General features: G+C 55.2%; 16 protein-coding genes and 2 tRNA genes. 14 read left to right on the top strand and 4 right to left on the bottom strand.

The window, feature by feature from the left end:
• The first annotated feature begins 40 nt into the window (after positions 1 to 40).
• Positions 41 to 373 carry a preprotein translocase subunit SecG gene (secG, locus tag DBR02_RS07625; RefSeq protein ID WP_003861803.1) on the top strand — a complete coding sequence of 111 codons (333 nt, stop codon included), beginning with the start codon at positions 41 to 43 and terminating at the stop codon, positions 371 to 373.
• Positions 374 to 382: 9 nt separating this feature from the next.
• Positions 383 to 469 (top strand) — tRNA-Leu (locus DBR02_RS07620).
• Between the two features lie 153 nt (positions 470 to 622).
• Here DBR02_RS07620 and argG read toward each other — a convergent pair.
• Positions 623 to 1,969 carry an argininosuccinate synthase gene (gene argG, locus DBR02_RS07615; protein ID WP_107533970.1) on the bottom strand — a complete coding sequence of 449 codons (1,347 nt, stop codon included), beginning with the start codon at positions 1,967 to 1,969 and terminating at the stop codon, positions 623 to 625.
• Between the two features lie 287 nt (positions 1,970 to 2,256).
• On the opposite strand from argG, the gene DBR02_RS07610 reads away from it, so the two are divergent.
• From DBR02_RS07610 to mtr, 12 genes are all read left to right on the top strand, one after another.
• Positions 2,257 to 2,333 (top strand) — tRNA-Met (locus DBR02_RS07610).
• Between the two features lie 207 nt (positions 2,334 to 2,540).
• A complete protein-coding gene (gene rimP, locus DBR02_RS07605; RefSeq protein WP_014833432.1) occupies positions 2,541 to 2,993 on the top strand; it encodes a ribosome maturation factor RimP in 453 nt (150 codons plus the stop codon).
• Between the two features lie 28 nt (positions 2,994 to 3,021).
• On the top strand, positions 3,022 to 4,524 hold the full coding sequence (gene nusA / locus DBR02_RS07600; protein ID WP_014885374.1) for a transcription termination factor NusA: 1,503 nt from the start codon (positions 3,022 to 3,024) through the stop codon (positions 4,522 to 4,524).
• 24 nt (positions 4,525 to 4,548) lie between these two features.
• On the top strand, positions 4,549 to 7,236 hold the full coding sequence (gene infB / locus DBR02_RS07595; protein ID WP_063451047.1) for a translation initiation factor IF-2: 2,688 nt from the start codon (positions 4,549 to 4,551) through the stop codon (positions 7,234 to 7,236).
• A 106-nt stretch (positions 7,237 to 7,342) separates the two neighbouring features.
• Positions 7,343 to 7,747 carry a 30S ribosome-binding factor RbfA gene (rbfA, locus tag DBR02_RS07590; protein ID WP_003861793.1) on the top strand — a complete coding sequence of 135 codons (405 nt, stop codon included), beginning with the start codon at positions 7,343 to 7,345 and terminating at the stop codon, positions 7,745 to 7,747.
• A complete protein-coding gene (gene truB / locus DBR02_RS07585) occupies positions 7,747 to 8,697 on the top strand; it encodes a tRNA pseudouridine(55) synthase TruB (RefSeq protein ID WP_107533969.1) in 951 nt (316 codons plus the stop codon). Before rbfA ends, truB begins: the two co-directional genes overlap by 1 nt.
• A gap of 154 nt (positions 8,698 to 8,851) precedes the next feature.
• Entirely contained in the window at positions 8,852 to 9,121 is a 270-nt protein-coding gene (rpsO, locus tag DBR02_RS07580) for a 30S ribosomal protein S15 (protein WP_003861789.1), read from the top strand.
• A gap of 242 nt (positions 9,122 to 9,363) precedes the next feature.
• On the top strand, positions 9,364 to 11,502 hold the full coding sequence (gene pnp / locus DBR02_RS07575) for a polyribonucleotide nucleotidyltransferase (RefSeq protein ID WP_063451050.1): 2,139 nt from the start codon (positions 9,364 to 9,366) through the stop codon (positions 11,500 to 11,502).
• Positions 11,503 to 11,612: 110 nt separating this feature from the next.
• Positions 11,613 to 12,497, top strand: a complete 885-nt coding sequence (gene nlpI / locus DBR02_RS07570; RefSeq protein ID WP_063451051.1) for a lipoprotein NlpI — start codon at positions 11,613 to 11,615, stop codon at positions 12,495 to 12,497.
• 108 nt (positions 12,498 to 12,605) lie between these two features.
• Positions 12,606 to 12,686, top strand: a complete 81-nt coding sequence (yrbN, locus tag DBR02_RS07565) for a protein YrbN (RefSeq protein ID WP_097397692.1) — start codon at positions 12,606 to 12,608, stop codon at positions 12,684 to 12,686.
• Positions 12,679 to 14,574, top strand: coding sequence for a DEAD/DEAH family ATP-dependent RNA helicase (locus tag DBR02_RS07560; protein WP_063451052.1), 1,896 nt, complete (start codon positions 12,679 to 12,681; stop codon positions 14,572 to 14,574). The genes yrbN and DBR02_RS07560 overlap by 8 nt, the downstream gene beginning before the upstream one ends.
• A gap of 142 nt (positions 14,575 to 14,716) precedes the next feature.
• The gene (gene mtr, locus DBR02_RS07555; RefSeq protein ID WP_064909999.1) at positions 14,717 to 15,961 is read left to right on the top strand and encodes a tryptophan permease; all 1,245 of its coding nucleotides are present in this window, start codon (positions 14,717 to 14,719) and stop codon (positions 15,959 to 15,961) included.
• 84 nt (positions 15,962 to 16,045) lie between these two features.
• Here the strand turns inward: mtr and DBR02_RS07550 are convergent, their stop codons facing one another.
• From DBR02_RS07550 to ubiU, 3 genes are all read right to left on the bottom strand, one after another.
• A complete protein-coding gene (locus DBR02_RS07550) occupies positions 16,046 to 17,053 on the bottom strand; it encodes a luciferase-like monooxygenase (protein ID WP_107533968.1) in 1,008 nt (335 codons plus the stop codon).
• A gap of 78 nt (positions 17,054 to 17,131) precedes the next feature.
• A complete protein-coding gene (locus DBR02_RS07545; protein ID WP_107533967.1) occupies positions 17,132 to 18,010 on the bottom strand; it encodes a U32 family peptidase in 879 nt (292 codons plus the stop codon).
• Between the two features lie 7 nt (positions 18,011 to 18,017).
• Positions 18,018 to 19,013 (bottom strand): ubiquinone anaerobic biosynthesis protein UbiU, encoded by a 996-nt coding sequence (gene ubiU, locus DBR02_RS07540; RefSeq protein ID WP_063451056.1) that lies wholly within the window; start codon positions 19,011 to 19,013, stop codon positions 18,018 to 18,020.
• Positions 19,014 to 19,067 lie beyond the last annotated feature (54 nt).

Here is a 19,067-nt window from a genome sequence, read left to right as displayed (position 1 = left end):
AGCATTGGTATGCGGCAAATCCGCAAGGAACAGGTTGATTATGTACGAAGCTCTTTTAGTTATTTTCCTTATTGTAGCCATCGCTCTCGTAGCGCTGATCATGCTGCAACAAGGTAAAGGCGCTGATATGGGAGCCTCCTTCGGAGCAGGCGCTTCCGGTACGCTGTTCGGTTCAAGTGGTTCTGCGAACTTCATGACCCGCACGACGGCGATTCTGGCTACGCTGTTCTTCATCATCAGTCTGGTGCTGGGCAATATCAACAGCAACAAGACCAGTAAAGGAAGCGAGTGGGAAAATCTGAGCGCGCCAGCCAAAACTGAGCAGACTCAGCCAGCTGCACCGGCTAAGCCAACCAGCGATATCCCGCAGTAAGTATTCCGTACCGAGGTGGTGGAATTGGTAGACACGCTACCTTGAGGTGGTAGTGCCCTAACGGGCTTGTGGGTTCGAGTCCCATCCTCGGTACCAATATTCCAGAAGAAAGACGTCGAAAGACGTCTTTTTTTTCGTCTGTATATTGTGGTGTCGGGCTAAATGGCGGGTGGCGCTGCGCTTACCCGCCCTACAAATACCAAATAAAAAAGGCGCCTATTGGGCACCTTTTGCATGTTACATCAGCGATTACTTTTTATCGCTATTCTCCAGGTTCTCAACCTGCGGCAGACCGTTACCTGAATTCGCAGAGAGCAGGCCATTCTCAATGTAGTTGAACAGCTTCTCACGGGTATCGGTAATGTCCAGATTACGCATGGTCAGCTGGCCAATACGATCGTCCGGCGAGAAGACTGAATCACCTTTCTCCATGGTCAGACGCTCTGCTTTATAGGTCAGGTTATCAGACACGGTATTCAGGATGGAGTAATCATTGCCGCGACGCAGTTCCAGCGTCACTTCGCCGGTGATAGCACTCGCCACCCAACGTTGCAGGGCGTCACGCAGCATCAGGGCCTGCGGATCGAACCAGCGACCCTGATACAGCAGTTTGCCCAGCTGGCGACCATGAGAATGATACTGCTCAATGGTGTCTTCGTTGTGAATACCGGTCAGCAGACGCTCATAAGCGATGTGCAGCAGCGCCATCCCCGGAGCTTCGTAAATGCCACGGCTTTTCGCTTCGATGATACGGTTTTCGATCTGATCGCTCATGCCCAGACCGTGACGGCCACCGATGCGGTTGGCTTCCAGCATCAGCTCAACATCGTCGGAGAAAGTTTTGCCGTTCAGGGCAACCGGATGACCACGTTCGAAACGCACGGTCACTTCTTCTGCCGGGATCTTCACGCTTTCGTCCCAGAACTTCACGCCCATAATCGGGTTAACAATTTTTACGCTGGAGTTAAGGAATTCCAGATCTTTCGCTTCGTGCGTCGCACCCAGCATGTTGGAGTCGGTTGAGTAGGCTTTCTCAACGGACATCTTGTAGTCGAAGCCGCAGGCAATCATAAACTCGGACATTTCATGACGGCCACCCAGCTCGTCGATGAAGTCAGTATCCAGCCACGGTTTGTAAATCTGCAATTCAGCGTTGGTCAGCAGGCCGTAACGATAGAAACGTTCAATATCGTTGCCTTTATAGGTGCTACCGTCCCCCCAGATGTTCACGCCGTCTTCTTTCATGGCGGCGACCAGCATGGTGCCGGTGACGGCACGGCCCAGCGGAGTGGTGTTGAAATAGGTCAGGCCGCCGGTGGTGTTATGAAATGCACCGCACTGGATAGCGGCAATGCCTTCGGCAACCAACTGCTTACGGCAGTCAATCAGACGTGCGTTCTCTGCGCCATATTCCATGGCACGACGAGGGATCGCGTCATAATCTTCCTCGTCCGGCTGACCCAGGTTCGCTGTATATGCATAAGGAACCGCTCCCTTCTGGCGCATCCACAGCAGTGCAGCGCTGGTATCCAGGCCGCCAGAAAAAGCGATGCCAATACGTTGTCCTACCGGGAGATGCTTGAGAATCGTCGTCATAGAATAAAACCCTGCTTGATTGACTGATGAGAGATCGCTTTCGTTCTCTTGTGCATTTTTATGCAAAATAAGTGAGTATTCATTTAATCATCTTTTGGCGAAGACCGGAAGAGATGCGTGCGTTTTTTGTAAAAATTTTGGTCTAAACGATCTGGCGGAAGCCGGGTTGACAGGTGGGGTCAACTATCAATATACTGAACGCCGATTTTACGTCCCGTCTTCGGTACCAAATCCCAGCATTATTTGCAAATTCTGTCCAAAACGCGTAGAATTTGCCACGTTTCAGGCGCGGGGTGGAGCAGCCTGGTAGCTCGTCGGGCTCATAACCCGAAGGTCGTCGGTTCAAATCCGGCCCCCGCAACCACTTTCCTATAAAGTTCTTTTTCAAATATACTGTGAAGACTTAGAGCCTTCGTAGCTGGATTTGAAAAAATTCTTTCGGAGAGTGCTCCAGGCCACAGTTGTGGCTATAGGGTTCAGTTATCTAAAGCCCCGATTTATCGGGGTTTTTTGTTATCTGACTACAGAATAACTGGGCTTTACGCCCTTTTTTTATGTCTTGGGGGTGGGCTTGTCCACATTAGAGCAAAAATTAACAGAGATGATTACTGCACCGGTCGAAGCACTGGGCTACGAACTGGTCGGCATCGAATTCGTTCGCGGCCGCACATCGACGCTGCGCATCTATATTGATAGTGAAGATGGCATCAATGTTGATGATTGTGCTGATGTTAGCCACCAGGTGAGTGCGGTTCTTGACGTTGAAGACCCAATTACCGTTGCGTACAACCTGGAAGTTTCCTCACCTGGCCTCGATCGCCCGATGTTCACGGCCGAGCACTATGTGCGCTTTACCGGTGAAGAAGTGGCTCTGGTTCTGCGTATGGCCGTACAGAACCGCCGTAAATGGCAGGGAATTATCAAAGCCGTTGATGGTGAAATGATCACGGTGACAGTCGAAGGCAAAGATGAAGTGTTCGCGCTGAGTAATATCCAGAAGGCGAACCTGGTTCCCCACTTTTAACAGTCTGGATTGAGGTGAAAAGCCCGCGATGAACAAAGAAATTTTGGCTGTTGTTGAAGCCGTCTCCAACGAGAAATCACTGCCGCGTGAGAAGATTTTCGAAGCGCTGGAAAGTGCACTGGCTACAGCAACCAAGAAAAAATACGAACAAGAGATCGATGTTCGCGTAGAAATCGATCGTAAAAGCGGTGACTTCGATACATTCCGTCGTTGGGTAATCGTTGAAGAAGTGACCCAGCCGACCAAAGAGATCACCCTGGAAGCGGCACGTTTTGAAGACGAAAGTCTGAACGTGGGTGACTACGTTGAAGATCAGATCGAATCTGTTACCTTCGACCGTATCACCACCCAGACCGCGAAGCAGGTTATCGTGCAGAAAGTGCGCGAAGCCGAGCGCGCGCTGGTTGTCGATCAGTTCCGCGATCAGGAAGGCGAAATCATCACCGGCGTGGTGAAGAAAGTGAACCGCGACAACATCTCTCTGGAGATCAAATCTGAAGGGATGCCGGGTAACGCTGAAGCCGTGATCCTGCGTGAAGACATGCTGCCGCGTGAAAACTTCCGCCCAGGCGACCGTATCCGTGGTGTGCTGTATGCCGTACGCCCTGAAGCGCGTGGTGCACAGCTGTTCGTGACCCGTTCTAAACCAGAAATGCTGGTTGAACTGTTCCGTATCGAAGTGCCGGAAATCGGCGAAGAAGTTATCGAAATCAAAGCGGCGGCCCGCGATCCGGGTTCCCGTGCGAAAATTGCGGTGAAAACCAACGACAAGCGTATCGACCCGGTCGGTGCTTGCGTCGGTATGCGCGGCGCACGCGTTCAGGCGGTTTCTACCGAACTGGGCGGCGAGCGCATTGATATCGTTCTGTGGGACGACAACCCGGCGCAGTTCGTGATCAACGCAATGGCTCCGGCTGATGTGGCGTCTATCGTTGTTGACGAAGACAAACACACCATGGATATCGCTGTAGAAGCGGGCAACCTGGCGCAGGCGATTGGCCGTAACGGTCAGAACGTACGTCTGGCGTCACAGCTGAGCGGCTGGGAACTCAACGTCATGACCGTTGATGACCTTCAGGCCAAGCATCAGGCTGAAGCCCACGCGGCGATCGATACCTTCACCAAATACCTGGACATTGACGAAGACTTCGCCACTGTGCTGGTTGAAGAAGGTTTCTCAACGCTGGAAGAACTGGCCTACGTGCCAATGAAAGAGCTGCTGGAAATTGACGGTCTGGATGAACCAACCGTTGAAGCCCTGCGTGAACGCGCTAAAAACGCACTGACCACCCTGGCGCTGGCTCAGGAAGAAAGCCTTGGCGATAAGAAGCCGGCTGATGACCTGCTTAATCTGGAAGGTCTTGATCGTGCGATTGCGTTCAAGCTGGCTGCCCGTGGTGTTTGTACGCTGGAAGATCTCGCTGAGCAAGGCGTTGATGACCTGGCTGATATCGAAGGTTTAACCGACGAGAAAGCCGGCGAACTCATCATGGCCGCACGTAATATTTGCTGGTTCGGCGACGAAGCGTAATAAACTGTAGCAGGAAGGAACAGCATGACTGATGTAACTGTAAAATCGCTGGCTGCTGAGATTCAGACCTCCGTGGACCGCCTGGTACAGCAATTTGCTGATGCAGGGATCCCGAAGTCCGCTGATGACTCGGTGACCGCGCAAGAAAAACAAACCTTGTTATCGCACCTGAACCGTGAACACGGCTCAACGCCTGACAAGTTAACGCTACAGCGTAAAACGCGTAGCACGTTGAACATCCCTGGTACCGGTGGCAAAAGCAAGTCGGTACAAATCGAAGTCCGCAAGACGCGCACCTTTGTAAAACGTGATCCGCAAGAGGCAGAACGCCTTGCCGCGGAAGAGCAGGCACAGCGTGAAGCGGAAGAACAAGCTCAGCGTGAGGCAGAAGCCACTGCCAAACGTGAAGCAGAATTAAAAGCTGAACGTGAGGCCGCAGAAAAAGCGAAACGCGACGCCGGTGAAAAAGCGAAGCGTGACGCTGCGGAAAAAGACAAAGTGAGCAATCAACAGACCGACGAAATGACCAAAACTGCCCAGGCTGAAAAAGCCCGCCGTGAAAATGAAGCTGCCGAGCTGAAGCGTAAAGCGGAAGAAGAAGCCCGCCGCAAGCTTGAAGAAGAAGCTCGCCGCGTCGCCGAAGAAGCGCGTCGCATGGCAGAAGAAAACGAGAAGAACGGCGTGAATACCGCTGAACCAACTGAAGACACCAGCGATTATCACGTCACTACCTCTCAGCATGCGCGTCAGGCAGAAGACGACAACGACCGTGAGGTTGAAGGTGGTCGTAGCCGTACCCGCAGTGCAAAAGCGGCGCGTCCTGCGAAAAAAGGTAACAAACACGCTGAATCTAAAGCTGACCGTGAAGAAGCACGTGCAGCGGTTCGCGGTGGAAAAGGCGGCAAGCGTAAAGGTTCCGCTCTCCAGCAGGGCTTCCAGAAGCCTGCTCAGGCCGTTAACCGTGACGTTGTGATCGGTGAAACCATCACCGTTGGCGAACTGGCTAACAAGATGGCGGTGAAAGGCTCTCAGGTCATCAAAGCGATGATGAAACTGGGCGCAATGGCCACCATCAACCAGGTCATCGACCAGGAAACCGCACAGCTGGTTGCCGAAGAGATGGGCCACAAAGTTATCCTGCGTCGTGAAAACGAGCTGGAAGAAGCCGTCATGAGCGACCGTGACACTGGCGCAGCGGCTGAACCGCGCGCACCGGTTGTGACCATTATGGGTCACGTTGACCACGGTAAAACCTCTCTGCTTGACTACATTCGTTCTACTAAGGTTGCCTCCGGCGAAGCGGGTGGTATTACCCAGCACATCGGTGCTTACCATGTAGAAACTGAAAACGGCATGATCACCTTCCTGGATACCCCAGGCCACGCAGCGTTTACCTCAATGCGTGCGCGTGGTGCTCAGGCAACGGATATCGTTGTCCTGGTTGTTGCTGCCGATGATGGCGTGATGCCACAGACCATTGAAGCTATCCAGCACGCGAAAGCGGCGCAGGTGCCTCTGGTTGTTGCAGTCAACAAAATCGATAAGCCAGAAGCCGATATGGATCGCGTGAAGAACGAACTGTCCCAGTACGGCGTTATGCCGGAAGAGTGGGGCGGTGAAGCGCAGTTCATCCCTGTATCTGCAAAAGCGGGTACCGGTATCGACGACCTGCTGAACGCCATCCTGCTTCAGGCTGAAGTTCTGGAGCTGAAAGCGGTTCGTAAAGGTATGGCGAGCGGCGCGGTAATCGAATCCTTCCTGGATAAAGGTCGTGGTCCGGTTGCAACCGTTCTGGTTCGCGAAGGTACTCTGCACAAGGGCGACATCGTTCTGTGTGGCTTCGAATACGGTCGCGTTCGTGCGATGCGTAACGAACTGGGTCAGGAAGTGCTGGAAGCGGGTCCGTCCATTCCAGTGGAAATCCTCGGCCTGTCCGGCGTACCTGCTGCCGGTGACGAAGTGACCGTCGTTCGTGACGAGAAGAAAGCGCGTGAAGTGGCTCTGTATCGTCAGGGTAAATTCCGTGAAGTGAAGCTGGCTCGTCAGCAGAAATCTAAACTCGAGAACATGTTCGCCAACATGACCGAAGGCGAAGTTCACGAAGTGAACATCGTTCTGAAAGCGGACGTTCAGGGCTCTGTGGAAGCGATCTCCGACTCCTTGCTGAAACTGTCTACCGACGAAGTGAAAGTGAAGATCATCGGTTCTGGCGTAGGTGGTATCACCGAAACCGACGCAACCCTGGCAGCCGCGTCCAACGCTATCCTGGTTGGCTTCAACGTTCGTGCTGATGCTTCTGCGCGTAAAGTGATTGATGCTGAAAGCCTGGATCTGCGTTACTACTCCGTCATCTATAACCTGATTGATGAAGTGAAAGCAGCGATGAGCGGCATGCTGTCTCCTGAGCTGAAACAGCAGATCATCGGTCTGGCTGAAGTACGTGACGTGTTCAAATCACCGAAATTCGGTGCGATCGCGGGCTGTATGGTTACCGAAGGGACCATCAAGCGTCACAACCCAATCCGCGTACTGCGTGACAACGTGGTTATCTACGAAGGCGAGCTGGAATCCCTGCGCCGCTTCAAAGATGACGTTAACGAAGTCCGTAACGGCATGGAATGTGGTATCGGCGTGAAGAACTACAACGACGTTCGCGTTGGCGATATGATCGAAGTGTTCGAGATCATCGAAATTCAGCGTACCATCGCGTAATCTTCTTCAACTGAAGATTAACTAGCGTAGGCCGGGTAAGCGAAGCGCCACCCGGCAATAATTTTAAAAAGGGGCTTAAGCCCCTTTTTTGTCTGGAGAATTTATTATGGCGAAAGAATTTGGTCGCCCTCAGCGCGTCGCGCAGGAGATGCAGAAAGAGATCGCTCTCATTCTGCAACGTGAAATCAAAGATCCACGCGTGGGAATGATGACCACCGTGTCTGGCGTGGAAATGTCCCGCGACCTGGCGTATGCCAAAGTGTTCGTGACGTTCCTGAATGATCAGGATGAAGACGCCGTGAAGAACGGCATTAAAGCGTTGCAGGAAGCCTCTGGTTTCATCCGCTCTCTGCTTGGCAAAGCGATGCGCCTGCGTATCGTGCCGGAGCTGACCTTCTTCTACGACAACTCGCTGGTCGAAGGTATGCGTATGTCCAACCTGGTGACCAGCGTGGTGAAACATGACGACGAGCGTCGTGTTAACCCGGCGGACGACAGCAAGGAGGACTGATGAGTCGTCCTCGTCGTCGCGGTCGTGACGTGCATGGCGTGCTGTTGCTGGATAAACCGCAGGGCGCATCCAGCAACGACGTGCTGCAAAAAGTGAAGCGTATTTATAACGCCAACCGCGCGGGGCACACCGGCGCGCTGGATCCGCTGGCCACCGGTATGCTGCCAATCTGCCTGGGGGAAGCGACAAAGTTTTCCCAGTACTTGCTGGATTCCGATAAGCGCTACCGCGTGATTGCCAGACTGGGCCAGCGCACGGATACCTCCGATGCAGACGGTCAGGTGGTGGAAGAGCGCCCGGTAACCTTCAGCGCAGAGCAGCTGGAAGCCGCGCTGGAGAGCTTCCGTGGTGACACGATGCAGGTGCCGTCGATGTATTCGGCGCTGAAATATCAGGGCAAGAAGCTCTACGAATATGCGCGCCAGGGCATTGACGTTCCGCGCGAGGCCCGCCCGATTACCGTGTATGAGCTGCTGTTCATTCGCCACGAAGGTGACGAGCTGGAGCTGGAGGTCCACTGTTCGAAAGGGACCTACATTCGCACCATTATTGACGACCTCGGTGAAAAGCTGGGCTGCGGCGCGCACGTGATTTATCTGCGTCGTCTGGCCGTCAGCAAATATCCGGTCGAACGCATGGTGACGCTTGAGCATCTGCGCGCGCTGGTTGAACAGGCGGAAGCACAGGGAATTGCGCCGGCAGATCTGCTGGATCCGCTGTTGATGCCAATGGACAGCCCGGCAGTGGACTTCCCGGTTGTTAATCTTCCTTTAACATCGTCCGTTTACTTTAAGAACGGAAACCCGGTCCGCACAACGGGGGCGCCGCTTGAGGGCCTGGTTCGCGTGACGGAAGGTGATGAAGGCAAGTTTATCGGAATGGGCGAAATGGACGGTGAAGGGCGCGTGGCGCCGCGTCGTCTGGTCGTCGACTATCCGGTCGAAGCATGACGGTGATAACGCCTCACCTTGCGATAAGCAGGGGAGACGAGTAGAATATCGCCGCTTAACGCCTGGTAAATTGTTTAACAATTTGCGGGGCGTACATGGGATAGCTGAATTAGAGATCGGCATCCTTACATTCTTTATACTTTGGAGTTTGAAAATGTCTCTAAGCGTTGAAGCTAAAGCTAAAATCGTTTCTGAGTTTGGTCGTGGTACTAACGACAGCGGTTCTACCGAAGTTCAGGTTGCACTGCTGACTGCACAGATTAACCACCTGCAAGGTCACTTTGCAGAGCACAAAAAAGATCACCACAGCCGTCGTGGTCTGCTGCGCATGGTTTCTCAGCGTCGTAAACTGCTCGACTACCTGAAGCGTAAAGATGTTGCACGCTACACCGCGCTGATCGAGCGTCTGGGTCTGCGTCGCTAATTCTTGCGAGTTTCAGAAAAGGGGGCCTGATGGCCCCTTTTTTCAACCAGACGGCAGCAATTCAATGGAAACTATTGTATTGTTGCTATAAATGATCTTCATTGCAGAGGTTCGCGCGGCTAATGAGAGGCTTCACCCAGGGGGGTGTCGGTTGTCATTAGTCGCGAGGATGCGAAGAAGGTCGGGTTAAATCGTCAGCACACCTGAGGTGTGCTGACAATCATTTGAGAAAGGACAGAATTTTGCTGAATCCGATCGTACGTAAATTCCAGTATGGCCAACATACCGTCACGCTGGAAACCGGCATGATGGCGCGTCAGGCGACTGCTGCCGTTATGGTAAGCATGGATGACACCGCGGTATTCGTTACCGTAGTTGGCCAGAAAAAAGCTAAACCAGGTCAGGATTTCTTCCCGCTGACCGTTAACTACCAGGAGCGTACCTACGCTGCCGGTAAAATCCCGGGTGGCTTCTTCCGTCGTGAAGGCCGTCCAAGCGAAGGCGAAACCCTGATTGCGCGTCTGATTGACCGCCCGGTTCGTCCGCTGTTCCCGGAAGGCTTCGTTAACGAAGTGCAGGTTATCGCCACCGTTGTTTCCGTTAACCCACAGGTTAACCCGGACATCGTTGCGATGATCGGTGCCTCTGCGGCCCTGTCACTGTCTGGTATTCCATTCAATGGCCCAATCGGTGCCGCACGTGTCGGTTACATTAACGACCAGTACGTGCTGAACCCAACTCAGGAAGAGCTGAAAGAGAGTAAGCTAGACCTGGTTGTCGCCGGTACTGAAGCCGCGGTGCTGATGGTTGAATCCGAAGCTGAACTGCTGAGCGAAGACCAGATGCTGGGCGCTGTGGTGTTCGGTCACGAGCAGCAGCAGGTTGTTATCCAGAACATCAACGACCTGGTGAAAGAAGCCGGTAAACCACGTTGGGACTGGCAGCCAGAAGCGGCCAACGACGCGCTGAACGCACGCGTTGCGGCACTGGCAGAATCTCGTCTGAGCGATGCGTACCGCATCACCGACAAACAGGAGCGTTACGCTCAGGTTGACGCGATCAAATCTGAAGTAACCGCGACCCTGGTTGCCGAAGACGAAACGCTGGACGCTAACGAAATTGGCGAAATCCTGCACGCTATCGAGAAAAACGTTGTTCGTAGCCGCGTACTGGCAGGCGAGCCGCGTATCGATGGCCGTGAAAAAGACATGATTCGTGGTCTGGACGTGCGCACTGGCGTACTGCCGCGTACTCACGGTTCTGCGCTGTTCACCCGTGGTGAAACGCAGGCGCTGGTAACCGCGACCCTGGGTACCGCACGTGACGCACAGATCATCGATGAACTGATGGGCGAGCGCACTGACAGCTTCCTGTTCCACTACAACTTCCCTCCGTACTCTGTGGGCGAGACCGGTATGGTTGGCTCACCGAAGCGTCGTGAAATTGGTCACGGTCGTCTGGCGAAGCGCGGCGTGCTGGCAGTGATGCCAGAAGCAGACAAATTCCCGTACACCGTTCGCGTGGTTTCTGAAATCACCGAATCCAACGGTTCTTCTTCCATGGCTTCCGTGTGCGGTGCTTCTCTGGCGCTGATGGATGCAGGCGTGCCAATCAAAGCCGCCGTTGCGGGTATCGCAATGGGTCTGGTGAAAGAAGGCGACAACTTCGTTGTTCTGTCTGACATTCTGGGTGACGAAGACCACCTGGGCGATATGGACTTCAAAGTGGCGGGTTCCCGCGACGGTATCTCTGCCTTGCAGATGGATATCAAAATTGAAGGTATCACCAAAGAGATCATGCAGGTTGCTCTGAACCAGGCTAAAGGTGCGCGTCTGCACATCCTGGGCGTGATGGAACAGGCGATTAACGCGCCGCGTGGCGACATTTCTCAGTTCGCGCCACGTATCCACACCATCAAGATCAATCCAGACAAGATCAAAGACGTTATCGGTAAGGGCGGTTCTGTTATCCGCGCGCTGACCGAAGAGACCGGCACCACCATCGAAATCGAAGATGACGGTACTGTGAAGATCGCAGCAACCGACGGCGAGAAAGCGAAATTCGCTATCCGTCGCATCGAAGAGATCACCGCAGAAATCGAAGTGGGCCGTATCTATGCAGGTAAAGTGACCCGTATCGTTGACTTTGGCGCATTCGTTGCCATCGGCGGCGGTAAAGAAGGTCTGGTTCACATCTCTCAGATCGCTGACAAGCGCGTTGAGAAAGTGACCGACTACCTGCAAATGGGTCAGGAAGTACCGGTGAAAGTTCTGGAAGTTGACCGCCAGGGCCGTATCCGTCTGAGCATTAAAGAAGCAACCGAGCAGTCTCAGCCTGCTGCGGCGCCGGAAGCTCCGGCTGCTGAACAGCAAGGCGAGTAAGGTTGCCCTTTGCCCTCCGCGCTGGCGGAGGGCTTATTATCAGGCAGGACGCCTTGTTAAGCCGCCGGGGGACAGGACGTTCATCCAATAGTTGTCTTCGGGAGTGGGAAATGAAGCCTTTTTTGCGCTGGTGTTTCGTTGCGACAGCTTTAACGCTGGCAGGATGCAGCAACTCTGCCTGGCGTAAGAGCGAAGTCCTCGCAGTGCCATTGCAACCGACTTTGCAGCAGGAAGTGATTCTGGCACGCATGGAACAAATACTTGCCAGTCGGGCTTTAACCGATGACGAACGCGCACAGCTTTTATATGAGCGCGGAGTGTTGTATGATAGTCTCGGTCTGAGGGCACTGGCGCGAAATGATTTTTCACAAGCGCTGGCGATTCGACCTGATATGCCTGAAGTATTCAACTACTTAGGCATTTATTTAACGCAGGCAGGCAATTTTGATGCTGCCTATGAAGCGTTTGATTCTGTACTTGAGCTTGATCCAACTTACAACTACGCGCACTTGAATCGCGGTATCGCATTGTATTACGGCGGTCGTGATAAGTTAGCGCAAGATGATCTGCTGGCGTTTTATCAAGACGATCCTAATGATCCTTTCCGCAGCCTGTGGCTTTACATCGTTGAGCAGAAGCTTGATGAGAAGCAGGCCAAAGAAGCACTACAACAGCGCTTCGAGAAATCGGATAAGGAACAGTGGGGATGGAACATTGTCGAGTTCTACCTGGGCAACATTAGCGAAGCAACGCTGATGGAACGCCTCAAGGCGGACGCAACGGATAACACCTCGCTCGCTGAGCATCTCAGTGAAACCAACTTCTATTTAGGTAAGTACTACCTAAGTCTGGGGGATATGGACAGCGCTACGGCACTGTTCAAATTAGCGGTTGCTAACAACGTACATAACTTCGTTGAGCACCGTTATGCATTGTTGGAATTATCGCTCTTGGGCCAGGAGCAAGACGACCTGGCAGAATCGGACCAGCAATAGCTGACGACATAAACATCAGCCCGTAATCTTTTTGATTGCCATCACCTTCACTGGTGAGGGCGTTGTTGTTCGTCAATACACCTAATTTGAGCCGGTTCACACTTTTCAATGAAAATTGCTAATCATTTTCACGATGAGCTAAGTAGACTGGCCGCCATTAATATCGAGGCACTTGTACTACATGGCTGAATTCGAAACCACTTTTGCAGATCTGGGCCTGAAGGCTCCTATCCTTGAAGCCCTTAACGATCTGGGTTACGAAAAACCATCTCCGATCCAGGCTGAGTGTATCCCACACCTGCTTTCTGGTCGTGACGTGCTGGGCATGGCCCAGACTGGTAGCGGTAAAACCGCAGCATTCTCGCTGCCGCTGCTGAACAACATTGATCCGGACCTGCGTGCACCGCAGATCCTCGTCCTGGCTCCAACCCGTGAACTGGCTGTTCAGGTTGCTGAAGCAATGACGGAATTCTCTAAACATATGCGCGGCGTAAACGTGGTAGCCCTGTACGGCGGCCAGCGTTATGACGTGCAGTTACGCGCCCTGCGCCAGGGCCCACAGATCGTTGTCGGTACGCCGGGCCGTCTGCTGGATCACCTGAAGCGCGGTACGCTGGACCTCTCTAAGCTGAGCGGTCTGGTACTGGATGAAGCCGATGAAATGCTGCGTATGGGCTTCATCGAAGACGTAGAAACCATCATGGCGCAGATCCCGGAAGGTCATCAGACCGCTCTGTTCTCTGCAACCATGCCAGAAGCGATCCGTCGCATTACCCGCCGCTTCATGAAAGAGCCGCAGGAAGTGCGCATTCAGTCCAGCGTGACCACTCGCCCGGACATCAGCCAGAGCTACTGGTCTGTATACGGCATGCGCAAAAACGAAGCGCTGGTGCGTTTCCTGGAAGCGGAAGATTTTGATGCGGCGATTATCTTCGTGCGTACCAAAAACGCGACCCTGGAAGTGGCTGAAGCCCTGGAGCGTAGCGGCTACAACAGCGCCGCGCTGAACGGCGACATGAACCAGGCCCTGCGCGAGCAGACCCTGGAGCGTCTGAAAGACGGTCGTCTGGATATCCTGATTGCAACCGACGTGGCAGCACGTGGTCTGGACGTTGAGCGTATCAGCCTGGTTGTAAACTACGATATCCCAATGGACTCCGAGTCTTACGTTCACCGCATCGGTCGTACCGGTCGTGCGGGTCGTGCAGGCCGTGCGCTGCTGTTCGTTGAGAACCGCGAGCGTCGTCTGCTGCGTAACATCGAACGCACCATGAAGCTGACCATTCCAGAAGCTGAGCTGCCAAACGCAGAACTGCTGGGCAAACGCCGCCTGGAAAAATTCGCCGCCAAAGTACAGCAGCAGCTGGAAAGCAGCGATCTGGATCAGTACCGTGCGCTGCTGTCGCAGATCCAGCCTGTCGCTGAAGGCGAAGAGCTGGATATGGAAACCCTGGCCGCAGCACTGCTGAAAATGGCGCAGGGCGAACGTAGCCTGATCGTGCCGCCAGATGCACCGATGCGTCCTAAGCGTGAGTTCCGTGACCGTGACGATCGTTTCGAACGTCGTGGCGACCGTAACGACCGTGGTCCGCGCGGTGACCGTCCAGAGCGTGGTGGTGAAGACCGTCCACGTCGCGAGCGTCGTGACGCAGGCGACATGGAACTGTATCGCATTGAAGTGGGCCGTGATGATGGTGTTGAAGTTCGTCACATCGTTGGCGCAATCGCGAACGAAGGCGACATCAGCAGCCGTTACATTGGTAACATCAAGCTGTTCGGTACCCACTCCACCATCGAGCTGCCAAAAGGCATGCCGGGCGAAGTACTGCAACACTTTACTCGCACCCGCATCCTGAACAAGCCGATGAACATGCAGCTGCTGGGCGATGCACAGCCACGTCCTGACCGCGGCGGCGAACGTCGCGGCGGTGGTCGCGGTTTCGGTGGCGAGCGTCGTGAAGGCGGTCGCAGCGAAGGTCGCGGTGGTGAAGGCCGTCGTTTCTCCGGCGAGCGCCGTGAGAACCGTGGTCCACGCCGTGAAGAAGGCGCCAGCCGTCGTCGTTTCGGTGACGCGTAAGCCTTTCGCTTCTGACGTAAAGTAAAATATACAGCCCCGATAGTTGCTATCGGGGCTTTTTTTATTTCTTTTGTACTCTTGTACTGGTACAGTGCAACACGCTAACATGCAGAACCACATTTTTCACTGGAGAAAAGGCCGTATGGCAACACTAACCACCACCCAAACGTCACCTTCGCTGCTTGGCGGCGTGGTGATCATCGGCGGAACCATCATTGGTGCCGGGATGTTTTCCCTGCCTGTGGTCATGTCCGGTGCGTGGTTTTTCTGGTCGCTGGCGGCGCTGGTCTTCACCTGGTTCTGTATGCTCCATTCCGGGCTGATGATCCTTGAGGCCAACCTCAACTACCGCATCGGCTCCAGCTTTGACACCATCACCCGGGATCTGCTGGGCAAAGGCTGGAACCTGGTGAACGGCCTGTCTATCGCGTTTGTGCTCTACATTCTGACCTATGCGTACATTTCGGCGAGCGGGTCGATTTTGCATCACACCTTTTCGGAGATGTCGCTGAACGTTCCGGCGCGTCTGGCGGGGCTGTGCTTTGCGCTGGGCGTGGCGTTTATCGTCTGGATGAGCACCAAAGCGGTGAGCCGCATGACGGCGATCGTGCTGGGCGCCAAGGTCATCACCTTCTTCCTGACCTTCGGCAGCCTGCTGGGGCACGTCACGCCCGCCACGCTGTTTAACGTCGCGGAAGTGAACACCTCCTACACGCCGTATCTGCTGATGACCCTGCCGTTCTGTCTGGCGTCGTTCGGCTACCACGGCAACGTGCCGAGCCTGATGAAGTACTACGGCAAAGATCCGCGCACAATCGTGAAATGCCTGATTTACGGCACGCTGCTGGCGCTGGGGCTGTACGTGATTTGGCTGCTGGGGACGATGGGCAACATCCCGCGTCCGGAATTTATCGGCATTGCGCAGAAGGGCGGTAACATCGACGTGCTGGTGCAGGCCCTGAGCGGTGTGCTGAACAGCCGCAGCCTGGATCTGCTGCTGGTGGTCTTCTCCAACTTTGCCGTGGCGAGCTCATTCCTCGGCGTGACGCTGGGCCTGTTTGACTACCTGGCGGATCTGTTCGGCTTTGATGATTCTGCGATGGGGCGCTTCAAAACCGCGCTGCTGACCTTCCTGCCACCGATTGTCGGCGGCCTGCTGTGGCCGAACGGGTTCCTGTATGCCATCGGCTATGCCGGACTGGCGGCCACCATCTGGGCGGCGATTGTGCCGGCGCTGCTGGCACGTAAATCACGTAAACGCTTCGGCAGCCCTAAATTCCGCGTCTGGGGCGGTAAACCGATGATTGCGCTGATCCTGGTCTTTGGGGTGGGTAACGCGGTGGTGCACGTGCTGTCGAGCTTTAACCTGTTGCCTGTGTACCAGTAAACACAAAGCCCGGTGGCGCTACGCTTACCGGGCCTACAGGGATGGCGTAGGCCGGATAAGGCGAAGCCGCCATCCGGCAAAGAACTACCCCACCAATTCTTCTTTCACCTGCATCGCCAGGTCAAACGAATGCAAACGCGCCTGGTGATCGAAAATCTGGCCGTTAACCATAATCTCATCCGCCTGCGTTTCCCGAAGCACTGCTTCCAGCCCGTGACGCACTTTTGCCTTGTCACCCACCAGCGACATGCTCAGCGCCTGCTGCACGCCATACTGCTCGGAGGCCGACCACAGCTGATGCATATTTTCCACCGGCGGCGGCAACTGGCCCGTCTCGCCGCGGCGCAGCTTCACAAACGCCTGCTGCATAGAGGTAAACAGGAATTCCGCGTCGCGATTGCTGTCGGCGGCAACGATATTGATACACACCATCGCGTACGGCTTCTCCAGACGTTCAGACGGTTTGAAATTCGTACGGTAGAGATGTAGCGCCTGATGCAGCATATCCGGTGCGAAGTGGGAAGCGAAGGCGAACGGCAGCCCCAGCTGGGCGGCGAGCTGCGCGCTGTACAGGCTTGAACCTAACAGCCACACGGGGATCTTTTCCCCGTAGCCCGGCACCGGACGCACGTGCGGGTTCGGATCCCGTGCGTCGAACCAGTCCACCAGCTCCGCCACGTCGCGCGGGAAGTTATCGATATCGCCGCTCATGTGGCGACGCAGGGCGCGCATGGTTGGCTGGTCGCTGCCCGGCGCGCGGCCAAGGCCTAAATCAATACGGCCTGGATAGAGGGTGTTCAGCGTCCCGAACTGCTCGGCAATCACCAGCGGGGCGTGGTTCGGCAGCATCACGCCACCGGAGCCAAGGTGCAGAGTGGTGGTATTCGCTGCCAGATAGCCAATCAGCACCGAGGTGGCGGCGCTGGCGATGCCGACCATGTTGTGGTGCTCCGCCAGCCAGTAGCGGTGATAGCCCCGCTTTTCGGCCTGCTGAGCGAGATCGAGAGAGTGCGTGAAGGCTTCTCTTGCCGAGGAGCCTTGTGGGATCGGCGCCAGATCCAGCACCGAAAACGGAAGGGTTTTATCAGTCATAACAGCTCACTTTGTCGACGGTGAATCTTTAATACTGCATTAAAGTTTACTAACCGTTGTTAACAAAGTGAGCCTTTTTTACGCCTGAAGCTCCAGGCCGGCGAGGCGTTTCCAGTAGCCATTACAGTCGCTGTTTGCCACAAGCGGCAGCGGCGACGCGCCGTTTTCATTGGCGCGGAAGGCGTCCAGCATCGCGAACACGCCGGTATCGAGCGGCGAAAGGCGCACCACGTCCACCAGTCCGTCCATCGACGCCAGCTCGTTGCCGAGGTTATAGACGTAACCGCTCATGGTCTGAATGCCGTTCAGAATAAACACCTGCTGGTTCTCCTGCGACAGCATGCTGCGCCCGTTCGGGTACTTAGTACAGCAGGTTTCGCATTCGTCTTTTGGACGATCTTCCGAGCGCGCGGTGAAGCAGCGGGCAGAGTAAGCCAGAGGCAGGTGGCCGTAGCTCAGCACTTCCACTTCAAACTTGTTGCGAATGCCCAGTTCTTCACACTGAGTGAGCAGGTTAGCCAGCCAGTCGCGGGAGAGCTCCACCGGCATACACCAGCGGGTCATTCCCTGTTTAAGCAGCAGGCGCAGGGTCACCGCGTTATAGCAGTTCAGCGCATGCCCGGCGACAAACGGCAGCTTACGTTCGGCGCACATGTTCACCACGCCCAGGTCGCTCGCCTCCAGCAGAAACTCGCCGTTCTCCACGTAGCGTTTCAGCTCGCCCAGTTCAGAGGACGCCTGTACCAACGCCAGCGTCGAGAGCACCACCTGCTTACCGCTGCCGGCGAGGCTTTTCGCCATCTCCAGCCAGTCGCTCACTTTGGTGGCGCGGCGCTTGCTGCACACCGCTTCACCGAGGTAAATCACATCGGCGCTGCTGTTAGCCGCCTGCTGGTAAAAATCTTCCAGCGTCTCTTTTGGCCAGTAGTAAAGCACCGGCCCTAATGAATATTTCATGGATATCTCACTGCCATTTACGGTGATACGCGCCGAGCGTGGTTTGCGTGCCTTCGGACATTGCGCCGAGCGTCTCCATCCAGGCCGCCTGGGGTGCGTAGTTCTGCGGGTCTGCCATGCAGCGGTCGATGGCCTGACGCCACACCTTCGCCACCTGGCTCACGTAGGCCGGGCTACGCTGGCGGCCTTCGATTTTCACCGAGGCAATATTGGCGGCCAGCAGTTCCGGCAGCAGCTCCAGCGTGTTCAGGCTGGTGGGCTCTTCCAGCGCGTGATAGCGTTCGCCGTCCACCAGATAGCGGCCTTTACACAGCGTCGGGTAGCCCGCATTTTCACCGTCCTGATAGCGGTCGATTAACACATCGTTCAGGCGCGACTCCAGACCCTGCGGCGTCTGCTGCCAGCGAACGAAGCGGGCAGGTGAGCAGGCGCCGACGGTATTAGGCGATTCCCCGGTGAGATAGGAAGAAAGATAGCAGCGGCCTTCCGCCATGATGCACAGGCTGCCGAAGGCAAAAACCTCCAGCGGTACTGGCGTGACGCGCGCCAGCTGCTTAACCTGATGAATAGAGAGCACGCGCGGCAGCACCACGCGGGCCACGTCAAAGTGTTGATGATAAAAACGCACGGCCTCTTCATTGGTGGCCGATGCCTGAACAGAGACGTGGCGCTCAATATGCGGATAACGTTCTGCCGCATACTCAAGCATGGCGAGGTCGGCCAGGATCAGCGCGTCGGCGCCCAGCTGGGCTGCCATATCCACGGCGCGCTGCCAGCGGGCATAGCCATCAGGATGGGCAAAGGTATTGATGGCGATGTGCAGCTTACGGCGGTGCTGGTGAACGAAGTTGACGGCTTCCTGAAGCTTTTTCTCCGTAAAGTTAAGACCCGCAAAATGGCGGGCGTTGGTATCATCCTTCAGCCCGATATAGACCGCATCGGCCCCATTTTCGATGGCCGCCTTAAGCGCCGGAAGGTTTCCGGCAGGGCAGAGCAGCTCCATAATTTATCCCGATGTTGTCGATCGCAGGGATCGTAAAAAATGTTAACGAGCTGG

The organism is Enterobacter cloacae complex sp. (genome assembly GCF_900322725.1).
In the GTDB taxonomy this organism is placed as follows: Bacteria; Pseudomonadota; Gammaproteobacteria; order Enterobacterales; family Enterobacteriaceae; genus Enterobacter; species Enterobacter quasihormaechei.
The sequence above is the reverse complement of the archived record's forward strand: the minus strand, read 5'-3'. Positions and strand labels throughout refer to the sequence as shown.